This window comes from Pseudomonas sp. SDO55104_S430 (assembly GCF_054070595.1).
In genome coordinates this window covers 16,766-37,211 of record NZ_JBSVXG010000029.1, presented here as the reverse complement: position 1 = coordinate 37,211, position 20,446 = coordinate 16,766, and the positions used below count along the sequence as shown (strand labels likewise).

Below are 20,446 nucleotides of genomic sequence, written 5' to 3'. Positions count from 1 at the left end.
CAACTGGTTTGCATTAACAAGCGCACACTCTTGCGATCCACAGGAATACGTTCGACGTGAAAAAATCCACCGCTCAAACCCCGACCTTCCCTTGGTTGCCGCTGGCGCTCGCGCTGGCGGTCAACGTTGCGATGCCTCAGGCATTCGCCGCCGATGCCATCCACATCCAGGCACAACCATTGGGTCAGGCCCTGACTCAGCTGGGTCAGCAAACCTCGTTGCAGGTTTTCTTCAGCCCTGACCTGGTCGCCGGCAAGCAAGCCCCGGCGGTGGATGGCAATCTTTCGCCGGAAGAAGCGCTGCGTCAGTTGCTGCAAGGCAGCGGCCTGCAGTATTCCATCGATGAAGGTTCGGTGACCCTGATGCCCGCACCGACGCAGGCCTCCAACGGTCCGCTGGAACTGGCCGCGACCGACATCAAGGTGGTCGGCGACTGGCTGGGCGATGCCGATGCCGCCGTGGTGCAGAACCACCCGGGCGCGCGGACGGTGATCCGCCGCGAAGCCATGATCGAGCAGGGCGCGATGAACGTCGGTGATGTGCTCAAACGCGTACCCGGCGTGCAGGTGCAGGAAGCCAACGGCACTGGCGGTAGCGACATTTCCCTCAACGTCGGTGTGCGCGGCCTGACGTCGCGCCTTTCGCCACGCTCCACCGTGCTGATCGACGGCGTGCCGGCGGCCTTCGCTCCCTACGGCCAACCGCAGTTGTCCATGGCGCCTATTTCCTCAGGCAACCTGGACAGCATCGACGTGGTGCGCGGCGCCGGTTCCGTGCGCTACGGGCCGCAGAACGTGGGCGGCGTGATCAACTTCGTGACCCGCGCCATCCCGGAACAACCGACCGCTGAAATCGGCACCACCCTGGAAACTTCCCAGCACGGTGGCTGGAAGCACATCGACACCGCCTTCATGGGCGGCACCGCCGACAACGGCATGGGCGTGGCGCTGTTGTACTCGGGCGTGAACGGCAATGGCTACCGCGAGCGCAACAACGGCAACGACATCGACGACGTGATCCTCAAGACCCATTGGGCGCCGACCGATTACGACGATTTCAGCCTGAATTTTCACTACTACGACGGCAGTGCCGACATGCCCGGCGGCCTGACCCAGGCCCAGTACGACGCCGACCCGTTCCAGTCCGATCGTAACAACGACAACTTCAGCGGCCGCCGCAAGGACGTGTCGTTCAAGTGGGCCCGGCAGATCGACGACCGCACCCAGGCCGAAGTGCTGACCTACTACACCGACAGCTTCCGTGGCAGCAACATCGCCGCCCGCGACCAGAAGACCATCGGCTCGTTCCCGCGCACCTACTACACCTTCGGCATCGAGCCGCGGGTGTCCCATGTGTTCGACGTCGGCCCGACGACCCAGGAAGTCAGCGTCGGTTATCGCTACCTCAAAGAAGGCATGCACGAAGAGGCGAGCCGCCTGGCGCTGGTCAACAACGTGCCGGTGGTGCGTCCGGGCTCGGATGGCCATGTCTATCAGGACCGTACCGGTGGCACCGAGGCTCACTCGGTGTATATCGATAACAAAATCGATGTCGGTAACTGGACCATCACCCCGGGCGTGCGTTTCGAACACATCAGCACCGAATGGCATGATCGCCCGGTACTCGACACCGCCGGCCGGCCTGTGCAGGAAAAACGCCGCAGCATCGAGAGCAACGAGCCGCTGCCGGCGGTGAGCGTGATGTATCACATGTCCGATGCCTGGAAACTGTTCGCCAACTACGAAACCTCGTTCGGCTCGCTGCAGTATTTCCAGCTCGGCCAGGGCGGTTCGGGTGACAACACGGCCAACGGCCTGGAACCCGAGAAGGCCAAGACCTACGAGATCGGTACGCGCTACAACGATGACGTGTGGGGCGGCGAAGTGACGCTGTTCTACATCGACTTCGACAAAGAGCTGCAGTACATCAGCAACGATGCGGGCTGGACCAACCTGGGCGCAACCACGCACCGGGGTATCGAAACCTCGATGCATTACGACCTGGCGGCATTGGACCCACGCCTCGAGGGCCTGACCGCCAATGCCGGCTTCACCTATACCCGCGCGGTGTATGAAGGTGAAATTCCGGGCTTCAAGGGCCGCGACCTGCCGTTCTACTCGCGTCAGGTGGCCACTGTCGGCCTGCGTTACGACGTCGAGCGCTGGACCCATAACATCGATGCCTTCGCCCAGTCCCAGCAGCGCGCGCCGGGTGTCGCGGTGAACGCCGACGGCAGCTTCACCAACAACTACATCACCGAAGGCACTGCCGATGGCCAGTACGGCGATATTCCGGGTTACGTCACCTGGAACGTGCGCAGCGGCTATGACTTCGGGCCTTCGTTGTCGAACTTGAAGGTGGGGGCAGGGGTGAAGAACGTCTTCGACAAGCAGTACTTCACTCGGTCCAGCGACAACAATGCGGGGATGTACGTGGGTGCGCCGCGGACGTTCTTTGTGCAGGCCAGTGTAGGGTTCTGATAGACCCGCTTGCCGGATCGCTCCCACATGGGTTGGTGATCACAACAACCCCTGTAGGAGCGAGGCTTGCCCGCGAATGGTGGTAAACGATGACGCGGCCGGTCAGACGGTTTTGCGATCATCCGGCAGCCCCCAGTAGATGAGGCCTGCGCAAATCACACAGAACGGTGCCAAAGCCAGCATCCCCATGTAGGTATTGCCGCTCACATCATTGATATACCCCACCAACAACGGCGCCACCATCCCGCTGAGCTGGCCAACGGTGTTGACCGCCGCAATCCCGCCCGCAATGGCCAACCCGGTAAACGCCTGCTGCGGAATCGTCCAGAAGATCGGAATGGCAATGAACACACCGGCAGTCGCCAGCACCAGAAATGACGTCAGCAGCACATAGTGATCATTGAAGTAGCACGCCGCGAAGTAACCCACCCCGCCGACCATCATGCACAGCCACAGATACTTGCGCCGCTCTCCGGTGGCATCCGAGCGCCGGGTGACGTAGATCATGCCGATCGCCGCCACCAGATAAGGCAGCGCCGTCAGGAACCCCACCGTCAGCTCGCTTTTGATCCCCGACGCACTGATCAAATGCGGCATCCAGAAATTGAGCCCGTAGCCGGTGAGCTTGATCATGAAATAGATCACCGAGAGCACCGCCACCTGCCGGGTGAAGATCACTTTAAACAGCGACGACTGGATCGGTTTGTTCACCTTTTTGTCGTTATCCAGATTGCGCTGCAGCAAATCCTTTTCACCCTGGGTAAGCCACTTGGCTGACTGGATATCCCGGTCGAGCTTGAACAGCACGATCACGCCCAACAGGCTGCAAGGCAATCCGGACAGCACGAACAGCCAGTGCCAGCCGGCCAGCCCGAGAAAACCGTTCATGTATTCCAGGATCATCCCCGACACCGGCGCGCCCAGCACCCCGGCCAGCGGGATCGACAGGAACCATAGGCCGTTCATGCTCGCCAGGTTCTTCTTGGGAAACCAGCAGGCCAGGTAGAACAGGAGCGCCGGCCCGAAACCCGCCTCCATCACGCCGATCAGAAAGCGCAGGAAGTACAGGGTGTACTCGTTATAGGCAAACACCAGCGCCGCGGTCGCCAGCCCCCAGGAGACCATGATCCGGCAGATCCAGCTGGGCGCGCCGTACCGCTTGAGGCCATAGCTGCTGGGCACTTCGAACAGCACGTAGCCAAAAAAGAAAATGCTCGCGGCAAAACCATAGGCGGCGTCCGACAGCCCAAGCTCGGCCTGCATCTGGGTCTTGGCGAAGCTGATATTGATACGGTCGAAATAGGAAAACAGAAAACACACGATGGTCAGCGGCAGAATCCGCCAGGCGATACGCCGGTACAGCAGGAGTTCATCGATACCGGCGGTATCGATCGCAGCGCCTTGAATTGCAGTAGCCATGTCATTTCTCCGTAATTGTATTTGTTGGAGATCATTCATTCCGGCGCCACTGGCGACCGGCTATAGCATCAGGAAATCTTCAGCGTGCGAGTTACCTTGGACCCTCCAAAGCGCCGGGTAACTCAATGCGACTGAGCAGCACCCCGTCAGGGTCGGCATACAGCCAGTCGCCGGGAAACACATCGACACCGCGTATCGTCAGCACCTCTTGAACGATGCCGCCGCTCTCGTTATTCGAGCGAACCGGCCAGCATCCGGTGGCGAAGATGCCCAATTGCGTTTGCGCAAGCTGTGCCGAGTCGCGCACATTGCCGTTGATCAGCACACCGGCCCAGCCATTTTTCAGCGCCAGGGCCGCCAGGTTGTCGCCCAGCAGCGCCAGGGGATTGAGTCCCGCATCGATCACCAGTACCCGACCTTCGCCGTTGCCTGCCAGCAGCGTTCGAATCTCGCCATTGCAGCCATGGGCCTGGAGCGTGACGACCGGCCCCTGAAAACGCTGAAGTGCGCCGAACCGGCACCAGTCACCCGGCAATACCCGCAGGTTGCCGTCGATGAGCAGCGCTGCGTGCCGATCACACAGATCAGAGGTCGACAGGTTCATCTCAAACCACCTCCTGGCGGGCCGACTCACGCAATTCTTCAAAACTGCCCAGGCGTCCAAGCAGCGCGCTGGCCGCAACGGTATAGGGACTGGCGAGCCACACCTGCCCCGGTCCGGATCGACCGGGGAAGTTGCGGTTGATCGCACTGACCGTCACCTGATCGGCCCGGGTCGACGAGCCCGGCCCGCAGTTCGCGCAAGCGCCGCAGCCCGGCATGATCAACTCGACGCCGAGACGCTCGAAGGTCTTCAGGTAACCCTGTTCGATGCAGTAATCGCGAACGGCCAGGGTGCCGAATTGCAGATAAAGCCGGGTGTGCTCGGCGATGGTCAAGCCATGCTCCACACCCCACGCCAGTACTTCGTGGTAGTAATCGAAGTCTTCGCGCTTGCCGGCGGTGCAGGAACCGCCGTAGGCAATGTCCACGGCGATCTGTTGATCCAGCTCTGCCAGCGCCACTCCATTGCCGGGATCTCCGGGCGCCGCGACCAGAGGCGTCAAGCGCGAGCAGTCGATGGAAAACTGCTGTTTGTACTCGGCACCTTCATCACTGAACAGCCAGTCCTCCAGCACGATCTCCACGCCGCGCCGCTCGCGGATGAAATCGACGGTCTTCTGGTCCGGCTGGACGATCCCGGTGAAACCACCCAGCTCGGCAACCATGTTGGTCAGCGTCGCCCGCTCATCGATAGACATGGCCCGCACCGCTTCGCCGCTGTACTCGAACACCGCACCGATGGCGTTGCCCTGGCGGATCGACTCGTTGCGCAGCAGCTCCAGCACCACGTCCTTGGCGGTCACGCCGGGCTTGAGCCGACCGCTGAGTTCGACTCGGATGATCTCGGGCATTCGGCAACGGATGTAACCGGTGGCCCAGCTGTTGGCGATGTCGGTGGCGCCGGCCCCGAACGCCAGACAACCGAGGGCGCCGGAATGTGGCGAATGGGAATCGGTGCCCACCACCACCTGGCCCGGCATCGCGTGCTGTTCGGTCATCAGGGCATGGCAGATGCCTTCAGAACCGCTGCTTTCCTTCAACGCGCCATGGGCGACCACCGGGTAGCGGCGGACGAATTCGTCATGGGCCGAGGCCAGTCCGCCGACGGCGGCGAGCAGGTTGTCGCGCACATGGGGAAAGCTCTGGTTGGCGAGAATCAGGTGATCCTGGAAGGCGATGATTTCCTGGGGGCGCACCAGATTCACCGCCTCACCGAACGCCTCGTGCATGAAGTGCGCGCACATGCCGGTGAAGTAGTCATGGCTGAAGCGCCAGTCGGCGGAAATGAACAGACCATCGCCCCGCGCCACCGGTCCCTGGCTGATGCGCCGACGCTCGATGATCTTTTCCACCAGGGTCAGCGGACGATCACGGGGAATCGGATTGAAGACCTTTTCGTCTCGCGGCGGTAATTCGGCTTTGCTGTAAGGCAGCAGACCGCCCGCACGAATCACCGCTTGCGTAACCGCGTCACGCCCGACGAGAAACTCCTCGATATCGATGGCTTCACCTGCACGAATCCGCGAGATCAGGCCGAAATCGGTCGATGTATAGATACCGATGTTGTCGCAGTTCTGGCGATAGATCCGCTCGAAACTCTCGGCGATGATCAGGCGAATCCCCGCGGATTTCTCTGCCAGGGGGCTGGACTCGCGGGACGAACCCTTGCCATAACGCTTGCCGGCCACGGTGATCTGGAAGCCGCCGTTCTTCACCGCAAAATTGCCGATCGGCAGCACGCCCTGGGTCTTGAAGCCCACATAAGGAAACTCACCCAGGCGATGGTCGTAGGTCATCATGATGACCACCGGGGTGATTTCGTCGGTAGAAATATTGTCGCGAAGCGGCAAGGCCTCTGCCGTGGTCAAGTCGCGTCCCTGCAGTTGAGCTTTCACAGCTTCACTGCTGTCGGACAGGAACAGGATGCGTCCGTCAAAGCGGATTTTTGTGTTAGTCATGTTCTATCTCCTCACTGAGAGGGATACTAAACGTCGCACCTTCAAGCGATAGTGATCATTCATCAGCACAGCCATCACCAAATATCGGTACTCAATGCACTCCATCTGGCGATTCGACCCGACCTCCCTCAAGCTCTTCATTTCCGCCTGTGAACTGGGCAGCATTGCCCGCGCGGCGGAGCGGGAAAACATGGTGCCGTCCGCGGTGAGCAAGCGCATCGCCGAGCTTGAAGAAGCCATTGGCACGCCCTTGTTCTACCGGCACAAGAAAGGAATCGAGGCGACACCGGCCGGTCTCTGTCTGCTGGAGCACGCCAGACGCGTGGTTGATGACATGCTGTTGATGAGCGCCGAAATGTCGGGTTTCGCCGATGGCCAGCGCGGGCATATCCGGGTGGGCGCCAATCGTTCGAGCATCATCCAGTTTCTGCCGCAGGATCTGCGCGCGTACCGCGATGCTTTCCCCGAGGTCGCGATAGAGTTGCAGGAGCAGACCAGCGAAGAGGCGGTGGAATCGGTGCTGAGCAATCAGAGTGATCTGGCTATCAGCACGGATCTGGCGGGAGCGGTTGAGCGCGGGCTCGAAGTGCATGACTACCATTCGGATGAATTGGTGGTGGTCGTGCCGCAGAACCATCCGCTGGCTGATCTTCCCGAGGTGTCCTTTGCACAGACATTGGCGTTCAGCCACATTGCGCTGCACAAGGACAGCCCGCTTTACCGCATGCTCGATCAGGCGGCGCGCAGCTCAAAAAAGACCATCAGTTATGAGGTTCATGTAAAGAGCTTCGACGCGGTGTGCCGCATGGTGCAGGCCAACCTGGGCATCGCCGTCATTCCCCGACAGGCGATCAGCTACACCGACGGCCCCGGGCTTTGCATCGTCACGCTGACGGACAGTTGGGCGACCCGGCGTTTTCACATCGTGACGCGCCCTGCCCCGTATCTGACGACGGTGAGCAAAAGCTTTCTGGAGTTTCTTTGCGCGCAGGTTGCCAACTAGCGCAACTATTAATGCGAATGCCTCTTAATAGTGTTGATAAACTTTCAATGAGCCAACAATTGATTTAGATCATTACCGCCGGTCGCCAATCCCGCCAACATGAAACCCTCGTTTTTATAGTGAACTAGGCTGTTTTGAAGTTCGGCTGGAGATAAACCAATGTCATTGGCTGAAGAACAAAAAACACAGCGCCGAAAGGAAACCCGGCTGTTCCTGTTTCTTGTCGTCTGTCTGTTCCCCTTGCTGTCGGTGGCGATTGTCGGCGGCTACGGCTTCATCGTCTGGTTTTTCCAAATGCTCTACGGACCGCCTGGACCGCCTGCCTGATCAACTTTGGTAAGCGCCCGACGGAGTCAGCCCATGGATGAAACCTTGCATATAGCCAGTCTCGTAGTACTTGCACGGCCCGAACTTTTCGAAGCCGTCAAAGCCAACTTGCGTCTTCTCGATCATCTGGAACTGCATCAGGAAAGTCCCGCCGGAAAACTGGTGGTGGTACTTGAGGCAACCCACGAAGAGCAGATCCTGCAACGCATCGAACAGATCAACAACTTGCCCGGTGTTCTCAATGCCGCGTTGATCTATCACCAAATCCTCGACCACGCAGGGGAAACCGAATGAGCATGTCCCGCCGGGAATTCGTCAAGGCCCAGGCCGCCGCCATTGCCGCCGCCGCTGCCGGCCTGCCGATCGCCACTTCCGCAAGCAACCTGATCACCGAAGCCGACATGGTCACCCTGGACTGGAACAAGGCGCCCTGCCGTTTCTGCGGCACCGGTTGCAGCGTGATGGTCGCGACAAGGGACAACCGGGTGGTCGCCACCCATGGTGATGTAAAAGCCGAGGTCAACCGTGGGCTGAACTGTGTGAAGGGTTATTTTCTGTCGAAGATCATGTACGGCGTAGACCGCCTGACCCAGCCGCTGCTGCGCATGAAAGACGGCAAGTTCGACAAACAGGGCGAGTTCCAGGCGATCAGCTGGGACAAGGCCTTCGACATCATGGAAGAGAAATTCAAGCAGGCCCTGAAAAACAAGGGCCCCGAATCCATCGGCATGTTCGGCTCCGGGCAATGGACGGTGTGGGAAGGCTACGCCGCTAACAAGCTGATGAAGGCCGGCTTTCGCAGCAACAACATCGACCCTAACGCCCGGCACTGCATGGCCTCGGCGGTGATGGGCTTCATGCGCACTTTCGGCATGGATGAGCCGATGGGCTGCTACGACGACATCGAAGCCACCGACGCCTTCGTGCTCTGGGGCTCGAACATGGCGGAGATGCACCCGATCCTCTGGAGCCGCGTCACCGACCGACGCCTGAGCCAGCCCCACGTCAAGGTTGCGGTGCTGTCGACCTTCGAACACCGCAGCTTCGATCTCGCCGACATCCCCATGGTGTTCAAGCCACAGACCGACCTGTTGATCCTCAACTACATCGCCAACCACATCATCGAAAGCGGCGCGGTGAACAAGGATTTCGTCAGCAAGCACACGCGCTTCGCCAAGGGCGCCGAGGACATCGGCTACGGCCTGCGCCCGGACGATCCACGGGAAAAGAACGCGAAGAACGCCGACAAGGCCAACACCTGGACCGACATGTCCTTCGAGGATTTCGCCGCCTTCGTCAAACCCTACACCCTGGAGCGCACGGCGAAGGAAACCGGGGTCACGGCCGACCGCCTAAAGAGCCTGGCCGAGCTGTACGCCGATCCCAAGCGCAAGGTGGTGTCGTTCTGGACCATGGGTTTCAACCAGCACACCCGCGGGGTCTGGGCCAACAACCTGATCTACAACATCCATTTGCTCACCGGCAAGATCAGTGAACCGGGCAATAGCCCGTTCTCCCTGACCGGTCAGCCCTCGGCCTGTGGCACCGCGCGGGAAGTCGGCACCTTCTCTCACCGTCTGCCCGCCGACCTGGTGGTGACCAATCCCAAGCACCGCGCCACGGCGGAACAGATCTGGAAGCTGCCCGCCGGCACCATCCAGGAGAAGGTCGGCTTCCACGCGGTGCAGCAGAGCCGCATGCTCAAGGACGGCGTGCTCAACGTCTACTGGACCCAGGCCAGCAACAACATGCACGCCGGCCCCAACATCATGCAGGAGGTGTTGCCCGGTTGGCGCAACCCGGAAAACTTCGTGATCGTCTCGGACGTCTATCCCACCGTGTCCGCCCAGGCCGCCGATCTGATCCTGCCGAGCGCCATGTGGGTAGAGAAGGAAGGCGCCTTCGGCAACGCCGAACGGCGCACGCAGTTCTGGCACCAACTGGTCAGCGCACCGGGTGATGCCAGGTCCGACCTTTGGCAGCTGATCGAGTTTTCCAAGCGTTTCAAGACCGATGAGGTGTGGCCTGCCGAGCTATTGGCCAAGTCTCCTGAACTCAAAGGCAAGACCCTTTTCGATGTGCTGTACAGGAACGGTCAGGTCGATCAGTTCCCGGTGGCGCAGATCGAAAACGGCTTCAAGAACGACGAGGCCAAGGCCTTCGGTTTCTACGTGCAAAAAGGTCTGTTCGAAGAGTACGCGCAGTTCGGTCGCGGCCATGGTCATGACCTGGCCGGCTTCGACCGCTACCACAGCGAGCGCGGCCTGCGCTGGCCGGTGGTGGACGGCAAGGAAACCCGCTGGCGTTACCGCGAAGGGCTCGACCCCTATGTCGAGACCGGCAGCGACGTGCAGTTCTACGGCCAGCCGGACAAGAAGGCGATCATCTTCGCTCTGCCCTACGAGCCGCCGGCCGAAGCCCCGGACGAGCAATTCCCGTTCTGGCTGAGCACAGGGCGCGTGCTCGAACACTGGCACACCGGCAGCATGACCCAACGGGTCGATGAGCTGTACAAGGCCGTGCCCGACGCCTTGGTGTACATGCACCCTGAAGATGCCAAGGCCTTGCAGGCACGGCGCGGCAGCGAGGTGAAACTGATCAGCCGGCGCGGCGAGATCCGTGCGCGCATCGAAACCCGCGGGCGCAACAAGCCACCGCGCGGCCTGGTGTTCGTGCCGTTCTTCGATGCCAACAAGCTGATCAACAAGGTCACGCTCGATGCCACCGACCCGATCTCCAAGCAGACCGACTACAAGAAATGCGCCATCCGCATCGAATTGATCAGCGCGGCATGAGGAGAACCGTCATGACCTTTCGAATCCTGCCGTTGCTTTTGCTCGCCGTGATCGGCGCGGCCATCGCCGCCGAAGTCAATTACCCGCTGGATGCGCCGGCCCCCAACGGACGGCGCCCCGGTGGCACCATCACCCAGGAAATGCAGGCACCGCCTTTGGCCGAGGATGAAAACAAGGACATCAAGCGCGAGCGCAATTACCCGGAGCAACCGCCGACCATTCCCCACACCATCCGCGGTTATCAGATCGACAAGAACGGCAACAAGTGTCTGTCCTGTCACAGCCGGGCCAACAGCCCGCGCAGCCAGGCGACGATGATCAGCATCACCCACTACATGGATCGCGACGGCCAGCCGCTGGCGGCGGTGTCACCGCGTCGCTACTTCTGCACCCAGTGCCATGTGCCGCAAAAAGACGTGCAGCCGTTGGTGGGCAACAGCTTCGAGACCATCGACCAGATTCTGCAAGACGACGCCAACAACGCGAAGAAGCCTTGAGGAGGCGCCATGAAAGCACTGTTCGCCCTGCTCAAGGATTACTGGGGCATCCTGCGTCGGCCCAGCGTTTATTTCAGCCTGGGGTTCCTGACGCTGGGCGGTTTCATCGCCGGGATCATTTTCTGGGGTGGTTTCAACACGGCGCTGGAGCTGACCAACACCGAGAAGTTCTGCACCTCCTGCCACGAGATGCGCGATAACGTTTTCGTCGAGTTGCAGGAGACCATCCACTACACCAACCGCTCCGGCGTACGCGCCAGTTGCCCGGACTGCCACGTGCCCCACGAATGGACCCACAAGATCGCGCGCAAGATGCAGGCCTCGAAGGAAGTCTGGGGCAAGCTGTTCGGCACCATCGACACCCGCGACAAATTCCTCTCCATGCGCCGCGAGCTGGCAGAACACGAATGGGCCCGGCTCAAAGCCAACGACTCGCGCGAATGCCGCAACTGCCACAACTTCGAGTTCATGGATTTCACCCGGCAGAGCAAAAGGGCGGCAGCGATGCATTCGACGTCGTTGGCCAAGGGTGAGGCGACTTGTATTGACTGCCATAAGGGGATCGCGCACAAGTTGCCGGATATGAGTGGGGTCAAGGGTTGGTGACCGTCCGACGTTAGACCCGCGGTGTTCTTGGGATCATCGCGGGCAAGCCCGCTCCCACAGGTTCTGTGGGTGTACGCACATCTTGCAAACAACCGAAATCCCTGTGGGAGCGGGCTTGCCCGCGAAGGCGGTGGTTCATCCGAAATTTATGGGCCTGACACTCCGCCATCGCGAGCAAGCTCGCTCCTACAGGGGGATGTGAACGGGTACCATAGGCCCCCTCGAAACCGCCGGATCACCCCCACCATGCTCACGGTCCAGGACCTGCTCGATATCGATATACTGAAACTGCGCGCGATCGCCGGCCTGACCGGCACCGGCAGGACCATCACCTGGGCCCATGCCGTCGACCTGCCGGACCCATGGCGCTGGGTTTCCCCGGGTGATCTGGTGATGACCACCTGCGGCGGCATTCCCTTTGATGCGGACGAACAGGTTTCCTGGCTCGAACAACTGGTGCAGAGCAACGCCAGCGCCCTGGTGGTCGCGCCTCGCGATGACGCCCCGGAACTGTCCGACCTGATGCTCGACGCCGCTGACCGCCTGCTCTTCCCCATCCTTCGGGGCAGCTTCGAGCTGGAGTTCGTCAAGCTCTCCCACTATGTGATCGAAAGCGTGCTGCAGGCGCAGCGCGAGCGCTTCAATGCCAGCGAGCGGCTGTTTCAGACCTATGCCGAGGCGCTGCGCAAGGAGCCGGACATGGCCGGTCGGCTGTCGATCCTGGCGAGCACGCTGGATTTGAGTTTGAGCATCGAGGACGCGGTTAGTGGCACTGCAATCGTCGAGTCGGCCACCGTGTATAAAACTGCGGCAGAACGCCTTGAGCGAATCCCGATTGGCGGGCGTACTCGGGCCAATCTGGTCATGGCTCGCAAGGGTGAAAGAACCCAGAGTGATCCGATTCTGGTGCGTTCACTGGTGGGTCTTCTGGGGGTCGAACTGGAGCGTTTGATGATCCAGCGCGACCTGCAGCGCGATGAGGGATCGGCGTTGCTCCGCAGTCTGTTGACCAATGAAACCGAGTTCAGCCTGGCGCGGCCGATCCTGGCGCAACGCGGGCTGGCCGGGACGCTGGTCAGCGTGGCGATCAGGCCTGGCATCAATGGGCCGTGGGCAGCTGATGAATTGCATCAGGCTCCGGTCTTTCACCGTACGTGCCCTTTGCTGCTGAGTGATAACGATCTGCTGATCGCCCTCTGTCACGATGACAGCGAGATTTTCGATGCCCTTCGCGCCAGTCTCGGCGCAGGTACAGCGATCGGCGTCAGCGGGCCCATCGCCACGGCGACGGGTTTCCGCGAAAGCGTCAGACAAGCGCGTCTTGCGCTGATGCAGGCCCAGGAACTGAATGCCGGTGTGCTGCGCTACGGCGAGGCGGAAACCGGCCTGATCATGGCGCCCAAATCCCTGGCCGAAGCCCGGGCGTTGGTGGGGCGTTACCTGGGACCGCTGATCGAGCACGACCGAACCCAACGCGCGGCCTTGCTGGCGACGTTGATGGCCTTTCTGGAGAACGACGGGAACTGGAAGGCTACTGCGCTGGACCTGGACATTCATCGCCAGACCCTGGTCTACCGACTCAAACTGGTGGAGCAACTGACGGGCATCAAGCCCACGACCACGCAGGGAATCGCGCGGTTCTGGATTGCGATACAAGCGGGGAAGAATACCGAGTTGTTCGATAACAACCCGTAACCCCGGAACACTCGAAAAACCTGTGGGAGCTTGCCCGCGATGGCGGTGGGTCAGCCAATGAAAATGTTGAAGCTGCCGGCCTCTTCGCGGGCAAGCCCGCTCCCACAGGGTTGGGGTTGGATCAGTAGATGGCGTAGACCTTCCTCACCGTCTCCAGCACATCCCAGCGCCCGGTCCAGCCCGGCGGCAAAATGATCAGGTCCCCGCCGCGCACATCCACGGTTTCCCCGCTGGCGTCATCGGTCAGCTGGGCGCGACCAGACAGGATGTAGGTGAACTCCGTATCCGGACGATTGACCACCGGCCATCCCCCCGGCTGACATTCCCAAACCCCCAGATTACCCGTCGCTTCAGGCGCCAAAGTCTGAATAGCAATTTGCGGATCGCCCTTGTCTGCCCCCGCACGCTGACCAGCGGCCGTCAGCGGCAACTCATGAATAGCGGCATTTTTGATAATGGTGAAAGTTGGCATGAAGCTCTCCTGTTAATGCGCACCGGTCAGCTTTTCCAGCAACATGGCGGTGCGTGATGGGCGATGGGTGAGGCGCTCTTCGATATCGCTCAGGGACGCGGCGGCAAGTCCGCTGTTCACTCCCAGCCAGCGCAGTGGCTCGGGCTCCCAGGACGGTGAGCGATGGTTGACGATCGGCAAGCTGTTGATGTCGTCGTCCTGTTCAAGAATCAGGTTGCGCAGGATGCGGCCTGCCAGATTGCTGGTGGCGACACCATCACCAACGTAATTGCCGGCCCAGGCGATGCGGTTCTTGCGGTCGATGCTCACGGTCGGGCACCAGTCCCGGGAGACGCCCAGCGCGCCGCCCCAGCGATGAGTGATCCGGGCATCGGCAAGGTCCGGGAAGAATTCGAGCATCGTCTTGTGGATCTTGCTGTGAACGTTGTCCACCAGATCCGAATCCTCGGAAATCTTCGAGCCCCACTGATAAGGCGCGCCCCGGCCACCGAACACCAGACGCCCCTCGGCCGTCACCTGCCCATACACACGCAAGTGACGCATATCGTTGAAGGCCAAACGGTGATGCAGGTTCAGCTTGCGCCTTAGATCCTCAGGCAACGGCTCGGTGGCCAGCACCAGCGAATACAGCGGAATCACAAAGCGTGAGTGCCCCGGTTGCTGCGAAGTGAAAGCTTCGGTGGCGCGTACCGTGAACTTCGCGTTGATCGAACCCTGCGCCGTACGCACAACGCCCGGCGCATGCTCAGTGACCGCCGAATGTTCATAAATGGTCGCACCCATCTGCTCGACCAGCTTCGCCAGCCCGCGCACCAGCTTGCCGGGGTGAATCAGCGCGCAATGTTTGGTGTACAACCCGCCCAATGCGCCCCGCGCACCGACCGTGGCGACAGCCTGGGCCTGATCGAGCATCTGCCACTGATCCGGCAGCCCGAACCGCGCCGAGGCCTCCACCGTTGCCCGCACCCGGTCAAGCTGCGGCGCGCTGCGAGCCAGAGACAAAAATCCTTGCTTGGCGTAATCCGCATCGACCCCTTCCAGAGCCAGCACACGGCCGATCTCGTCGACCGTGTGGTTCATCGCGCCCTGCAGCTTCAAAGCCGCTTCGTGGGAATACATCTGCGCCACCCGGTCCAGGGAAATCGGGAAGATCGCCGAGGCCCAGCCGCCGTTGCGGCCCGAGGCGCCGAACCCGACTTCGTGCTTTTCCACCAGCACCACGCGCAACGACGGGTCGCTCTTGAGCAGGTAGTAGGCCGTCCACAAGCCGGTGTATCCGGCGCCGATGATGGCGACATCCGCCTCCACCGAACCTTCCAGCCGCGCACGGCCCGGGCCTTGCTCGAACCAGAGCGGCTTGTTGGGCAGTTGGGTCAAATCAATTTTTGCTGACATCGGATGGCTTCCCATAGACGGCCATGAACAAGGAGTTTCAAGCGACAGGTGTGCGCTGCGCGGCCACTTCACCGGCCCGTTGCCGGCTGCGGAACAGGCGCAGCAGTCCGTACGACGCGGCAATCGCGGCGATGGCGATCAGGCATTGCCCAAGGCTCAGCTGCATCGACGGATCGAAGGCCATGCTCACCAGAACGGCGATGATCGAGGCCGTCACCAACAGCGGCAGCCAGGGGTGCCACCACATCGCGAACTTCAGGCTGCCCTCTTGCAACCAGCGGCGGCGAAGCTTGAGTTGCGACAGGCAGATCACCAGGTACACGAACAGGAACACCGTGCCGGAGGAGTTGATCAGGAACTGGAAGACGGTGTCTGGCCAGATTGCCGCGATCACCACGCAGCCATAGCCCACCAGCGTCGATGCGATCACCCCACGCACCGGCACGCCCTTGCGGCTGACGCCGGCGATCCAGCGCGGCGCTTCGTCGTTGGACGCCAGCACGTACAGCAGTCGCGATGAGGTGTAGAGCCCGGCGTTCAATACTGACAGCACCGCCACCAGAATCACCGCCGTCAGCATGTGACCGGCGCCAGGGATGCCGATGTGCTCCAGGGTGGCCACGAACGGCGACTTGCCGGCCTTCATTTCGGTCCACGGCTGCGCCACCACAATGAAGAAGGTCGCCAACACGAAGAACACCAGAATCCGCACCATGACGGTGTTGACGGCCTTGCGGATGTTGCGCGAAGGGTCTTCAGATTCGGCAGCCGCGAGAGTCGCGACTTCGACGCCGGTCATGGAAAAGATCACCACCACGACGCCGGTGAACAACGAACTCAGACCGTGAGGCAGGAACCCGCCATGGTCGGTAAGGTTGCTGAAGCTTGCGGTCGAGCCCGGCCACAGATGGAACACGTAGGCGCCAGTGACCAGCAGGAACACGATGATGGCCGCGACCTTGACCCCGGCGAACCAATACTCGGCTTCACCGAAGGAATGCACCGACATCAGGTTCAGCAGGGTCATGCTCACCATCAGCCCCAGCGCAATGATCCACACCGGTATGTCGGGGAACCAGCCATTGATGATCTGCCCGCCGACCACCGCTTCGAAGCCGACCACGATCACCCAGAAATACCAGTACAGCCAGCCGGTCATGTAACCGGCCGGTCGCCCGAAGGCCATGCGTGCGTAGTCGACGAAAGAGCCTTTGGCGGGATGCGCCGCCGCCATCTCGCCAAGCATGCGCATCACCAGGGCAACGATGATCCCGGTGATCGCATAAGTGATGAAAGCACCGGGCCCGGTGGACGCGATGACCGCGCTGGACCCCACGAACAGCCCGGCGCCAATAACCCCGCCCAGGGCCAGCATGCTGATGTGTCGCGTCTTCAAGGCACGCTTCAAACGTGGATCGTGTTCAGTCTGAATAGGCATCGGTTGTCTCCTTTTATTGTTAGTCATCAACAGCGCCTGGGTTGAAGACTAGGGAGGACCGATGAGGCTGAACATCGACAAAATCCTAGGGGGATGGTGTCGGGTTAGACAAATGTATGAAGCCTATTCGCGGGCAAGCCTCGGTCCTACAGATGTTCAACCCGTAGGAGCGAGGCTTGCCCGCGAAGGCGATGTATCAGACAAAGAAATCTTTCAGAAGGTGTGGAACAACATCAACCCACCCTCCGCATCCGGGCTGGCATCGGAAAAGCCCTTGACCGCATACAACTGGACCTTCCACTCATGATTGAGCCGGTGGGTGAGGAACAGGGTCAGCTCCTGAATCTGCGAACCGGTGGAGACAACCCTGTCCCGCCAGTCATAGGAAAGCCCCGCCGATGTGCGGGTGGCCACTGGCATGGCGAAGCCCAGGGTGGCAAAGAACGGATCGTCGAAATCGGTACCCGTCGGGTCGCCGTATTTCTTCCAGCCCAAAGTGGCAAAGCCGGTCACCCGGCCGAAGCCCTTGGCCACGTCGACCTGGGCGGTGTAGTCGGTTTTGCCGGTGCCCAGGCACTGGTCTTCATCGGCGGTGGGAAACTTGACCTTGCCGATCAGGTCCACCAGCAGCCCGCCTTCACTGCCATCGAGCACCGCGTAATCGACGCTGGTGACGGTATCGCCCATGCCGCTTTCCACGTCCCGGCAACCGCCGGGCAGCGGATCGCCGTCGGGGCCGACTTCGGGGTTGGTGATGCGCAGCCAGGGGACGGTGACCTTGTAGATCATGGGGCCGGTTTCGTACTTGGCCACGACCGGCACGTACCAGATTTCCGAGGTGGTACCCGTGCCATAGTCGCCGCTGGAATAGTCGACGCCGATGGCGGTGCTGAAGGTATCGGCCAGAGCCGGTACCGAAAGACTTGCCAGCAGGCTGGCAAACAGGGAAAGCACGGGTCTCATCTTCACCTCAAGTCCTGTCGAGAACTGTGATCGGACTTACCCAGCCTAGTTGCTTATTGACCGGTTGTAGAAATGACTGCGCCGCTCACTGGCGGCCTGATCGATCTGGACGTTCTGCCTTCTCGGTTTTTTCGACTTTCTCAGGCTTTTCGATCTTCTCCACTGTGTCCGGTCGTTCGACTTTCTCAATGCGCTCCGGGAGTTCTACTTTTTCCACCTTCTCGACCTTTTCCGGTCGCTCGACTTTCTCTACTTTTTCGACCTTCTCCGGTCGCTCCACTTTTTCCACTTTTTCAACTTTTTCCGGTCGTTCCACCTTTTCGACTTTCTCGACCTTCTCCGGTCGTTCCACCTTCTCGACCTTCTCGACCTTCTCTACTCTTTCTACTTTCTCGACCTTCTCGACCTTCTCAACTTTTTCGACTTTTTCAACCTTCTCTACCCTCTCGACCCTGTCAGACGGCCCGCTATTGTCGATTCTCTCGACTTTATCAATCTTGTCGGACGGTCCGCTGTTGTCGATCCTTTCAGGCTGCTCAACCTTCTCACCGCGCTCGGACTTGCCGGACTTGTCCACCGATTCGGACTTGCCGCTTTCATTGCGGTCGACGTGATCGCTGCCGCCGCCCTTGCCACTGCGGTCATCGAGGCTTTCATTGCGATCCCTTGAATCGCCGCTTCCACGACCGCTGCTGCCGCGGTTGTCTGTGTTACTGGAGCCGCGTGAATCATCGGAGCCACTATCAGAGCCATGCCCCGAATCCTGCCCGGTACCACGCTCCATCCGACCGCGCCCCGAATTATCGATGCGTTCATTGTTGAACTCGACACGGGTTGCCCGCACTTCTCGGCCACCACTGAGCACCCCGCTCACCCGAACCCGCTGGTCCACGGCCAATGCTGCGGAGCCCTCGCCAACAAACACGGTGTCGCGACCCAGTTTCACGTTGAAGCCACCCACCACCACGCGACCATCCTGCTTGCTCTGCACAAGACCTTCGATGACGGCTTCGCGCACCCGACCGGCAAACGGCAGGCTCGGATCGGGGCGGCTTTGCGCCACTTCCAGTTGGCGACCGGACCACTGGCCACGCACCAGCACTTCCTGAGCCGGTGCCACACGAGTGCCCAGTTTCAAACCTTGCAGAGTGCCGGCGCGATCGACCGTACCGATGGCGCTGGCTTCCTTGAGGCCCGGCGCCCGCTCGATGCGGCTGGCCACCACTTGACCCTGGGCATCACGCAAGCCGCTGACCCGCACCGGATCGCCCGGCCGCAGCCCTTCGGCAACCCGGGCGCCTGCCGCCAGGCGCACCGGTTGTCCCATGACCCGCAGCGGCGCCTTGGCATTGGGCAGCGCCGTCAGCGGCCCTTCATAGACGTTGATGATCGAAATGCGCCCGGCCTGCAGGCCGCGCTTGGTCGGGAAGGCTTCCACGGCCACGACCTGACCGATCGCCAGATGCTCGCTGCTGGCGGCGACGCCGTTTTCGCTGACCGGCACGTCCTTGCCGAAATGCACTTCCATGCCATTGACGCAGATCGAGGCGAAGCCGGTGATGGTGCCGACGATACCGGTGCCGCCGGTACCGCCCGGACTGAAGATCGGTGCGCCGGTGCCGCCCACGCCACCGTTGTCACGATGAATGACGGGGCCGTCCACACCGGCCGCCACCGCGCCGGTGCCACCGGTGCCGCCAGGACGCTGCCTGGTGACAGGCGCGCCGGCGCCGTTGCCCATGCCGCTGGTTTCGCTGCTGACGCCGGTTCCGCCGGTGCCACCCGGGAACTGCATGCCGTTTGCACCGGCCATGCCCACTTCATCGCGGCTCACACAGGCCGGCGCTGCGTCCACCCACGCCGAAGTCACCGGGTTCAACCCCAGAACCAGGACGAGCGAGAAGGCACTGAAGCAGCGCTTGAGGGAAATCATGGCGCGGGTTTCACCGGCGAATTGGGCTCTGTGGGCTCAGTGTAGAAATAAAGTCCGATGGTGATGCGCTGGCGTTTATCGATCGTCGGCAAATCCGCGCTTTCCAGATCTGCGGCGAGCCGGCTGAACTCCAGCAGCGTCTGCATGCCCTCGCTGGCCACGGCCTCGCGCAGTTTCTCGACGCTGACCGCACTCAGAGAATCATAGTGCACGCTACGTTCGAAGAGCGGCTCGCCTTCGCCGCTCAGGTTATGCACCGCGGCGCTGGCATGGTCGTGCAGGTTGTGGCCAAGGTATGCGGCTTTTTCGTCGAAGCCCTTTTGTGGCACGAAGGCCTGGGCTTCAAGGTGTACGCAGTCCTGCTCATCGAGCCGCACGACGCCCAGACGCAACCACTCGTCGAGCACCACCCGTGCACGGATGTCAGTACTGATTTTCGCCACCAGGGCATCGAAGGAGCAGTCACCGCCGGCGCTGGCCAGTCGCGGCAGCGGCAATGCATGACCGGAACGTTTGCAGAATGGCTGGCAGGTGGTCCACGCGTTGACCAACTGTGCGCCCAGGGTGATGTTTTCCGGCAGAGTCGAGACCGACGCTTCGCTCTCGCTGCGCAACCGCCGGACATCCTTGCGATGAACTCCCGTCAGCAGGCTGATGCGGCTGTCGCTCGGGGCCTTGTCGTCCAGGCGAAATTCCCGATCGGCCACATCGACGAAGACTTCCTTGAGCAGATCGGCGAACACCGTGTAAGTGACCCCTTTGCGCAGCATCAGGCGCACGAGCGGGCGCATGACCCGTCGCAGGGCACTTATCAGAGAGGGAGGGAGTGTTGGCGATTGCATTCAGCGAATTCCTTGACAGT

The 20,446-nt window shown here is 61.2% G+C and carries 17 protein-coding genes; 8 read left to right on the top strand and 9 right to left on the bottom strand.

The genetic code is table 11. The annotated features are described in order from the left end of the window. Window positions 1–56: 56 nt before the first annotated feature. Window positions 57–2,480: a TonB-dependent siderophore receptor gene (locus tag ACW9JE_RS08255; protein ID WP_457432473.1), complete on the top strand. Its 2,424-nt coding sequence runs from the start codon at window positions 57–59 to the stop codon at window positions 2,478–2,480. A 102-nt stretch (window positions 2,481–2,582) separates the two neighbouring features. Here ACW9JE_RS08255 and ACW9JE_RS08250 read toward each other — a convergent pair whose 3' ends face one another. From ACW9JE_RS08250 to ACW9JE_RS08240, 3 genes are all read right to left on the bottom strand, one after another. Next, entirely contained in the window at window positions 2,583–3,899 is a 1,317-nt protein-coding gene (locus tag ACW9JE_RS08250) for an MFS transporter (RefSeq protein WP_457432472.1), read from the bottom strand. A gap of 91 nt (window positions 3,900–3,990) precedes the next feature. Then, window positions 3,991–4,503, bottom strand: coding sequence for a ribonuclease E activity regulator RraA (gene rraA / locus ACW9JE_RS08245; RefSeq protein WP_457432471.1), 513 nt, complete (start codon window positions 4,501–4,503; stop codon window positions 3,991–3,993). Window position 4,504: 1 nt separating this feature from the next. Then, the gene (locus tag ACW9JE_RS08240) at window positions 4,505–6,460 is read right to left on the bottom strand and encodes an aconitase family protein (RefSeq protein WP_457432470.1); all 1,956 of its coding nucleotides are present in this window, start codon (window positions 6,458–6,460) and stop codon (window positions 4,505–4,507) included. A 94-nt stretch (window positions 6,461–6,554) separates the two neighbouring features. Here ACW9JE_RS08240 and ACW9JE_RS08235 point away from each other — a divergent pair, with 94 nt between their 5' ends. From ACW9JE_RS08235 to ACW9JE_RS08205, 7 genes are all read left to right on the top strand, one after another. Continuing rightward, window positions 6,555–7,463, top strand: a complete 909-nt coding sequence (locus ACW9JE_RS08235) for a LysR family transcriptional regulator (protein WP_457432469.1) — start codon at window positions 6,555–6,557, stop codon at window positions 7,461–7,463. Window positions 7,464–7,622: 159 nt separating this feature from the next. Beyond that, entirely contained in the window at window positions 7,623–7,790 is a 168-nt protein-coding gene (gene napE, locus ACW9JE_RS08230; protein ID WP_224539946.1) for a periplasmic nitrate reductase, NapE protein, read from the top strand. 33 nt (window positions 7,791–7,823) lie between these two features. Next, window positions 7,824–8,084 carry a chaperone NapD gene (locus ACW9JE_RS08225; protein WP_457432468.1) on the top strand — a complete coding sequence of 87 codons (261 nt, stop codon included), beginning with the start codon at window positions 7,824–7,826 and terminating at the stop codon, window positions 8,082–8,084. Further along, a complete protein-coding gene (gene napA / locus ACW9JE_RS08220; RefSeq protein ID WP_457432467.1) occupies window positions 8,081–10,585 on the top strand; it encodes a nitrate reductase catalytic subunit NapA in 2,505 nt (834 codons plus the stop codon). The genes ACW9JE_RS08225 and napA overlap by 4 nt, the downstream gene beginning before the upstream one ends. Window positions 10,586–10,596: 11 nt before the next feature. Continuing rightward, a complete protein-coding gene (locus ACW9JE_RS08215) occupies window positions 10,597–11,082 on the top strand; it encodes a nitrate reductase cytochrome c-type subunit (protein WP_224539952.1) in 486 nt (161 codons plus the stop codon). Between the two features lie 9 nt (window positions 11,083–11,091). Then, window positions 11,092–11,688 (top strand): cytochrome c3 family protein, encoded by a 597-nt coding sequence (locus ACW9JE_RS08210; protein ID WP_457432466.1) that lies wholly within the window; start codon window positions 11,092–11,094, stop codon window positions 11,686–11,688. Window positions 11,689–11,934: 246 nt separating this feature from the next. Then, entirely contained in the window at window positions 11,935–13,383 is a 1,449-nt protein-coding gene (locus tag ACW9JE_RS08205) for a PucR family transcriptional regulator (RefSeq protein WP_457432465.1), read from the top strand. Between the two features lie 121 nt (window positions 13,384–13,504). Here the strand turns inward: ACW9JE_RS08205 and ACW9JE_RS08200 are convergent, their stop codons facing one another. From ACW9JE_RS08200 to ACW9JE_RS08175, 6 genes are all read right to left on the bottom strand, one after another. Next, complete coding sequence (locus ACW9JE_RS08200) at window positions 13,505–13,855, bottom strand: cupin domain-containing protein (RefSeq protein WP_224539958.1); 351 nt, start codon at window positions 13,853–13,855, stop codon at window positions 13,505–13,507. 12 nt (window positions 13,856–13,867) lie between these two features. Beyond that, window positions 13,868–15,250 (bottom strand): NAD(P)/FAD-dependent oxidoreductase, encoded by a 1,383-nt coding sequence (locus ACW9JE_RS08195; protein WP_457432464.1) that lies wholly within the window; start codon window positions 15,248–15,250, stop codon window positions 13,868–13,870. 37 nt (window positions 15,251–15,287) lie between these two features. Next, window positions 15,288–16,688, bottom strand: coding sequence for an amino acid permease (locus ACW9JE_RS08190; RefSeq protein ID WP_457432463.1), 1,401 nt, complete (start codon window positions 16,686–16,688; stop codon window positions 15,288–15,290). A 213-nt stretch (window positions 16,689–16,901) separates the two neighbouring features. Next, window positions 16,902–17,651: a hypothetical protein gene (locus ACW9JE_RS08185; protein ID WP_457432462.1), complete on the bottom strand. Its 750-nt coding sequence runs from the start codon at window positions 17,649–17,651 to the stop codon at window positions 16,902–16,904. Between the two features lie 85 nt (window positions 17,652–17,736). Next, window positions 17,737–19,584 carry a DUF5666 domain-containing protein gene (locus ACW9JE_RS08180; RefSeq protein ID WP_457432461.1) on the bottom strand — a complete coding sequence of 616 codons (1,848 nt, stop codon included), beginning with the start codon at window positions 19,582–19,584 and terminating at the stop codon, window positions 17,737–17,739. Further along, window positions 19,581–20,426 (bottom strand): DUF6502 family protein, encoded by an 846-nt coding sequence (locus ACW9JE_RS08175; RefSeq protein WP_457432460.1) that lies wholly within the window; start codon window positions 20,424–20,426, stop codon window positions 19,581–19,583. The genes ACW9JE_RS08180 and ACW9JE_RS08175 overlap by 4 nt, the downstream gene beginning before the upstream one ends. Between the last annotated feature and the right edge of the window lie 20 nt (window positions 20,427–20,446).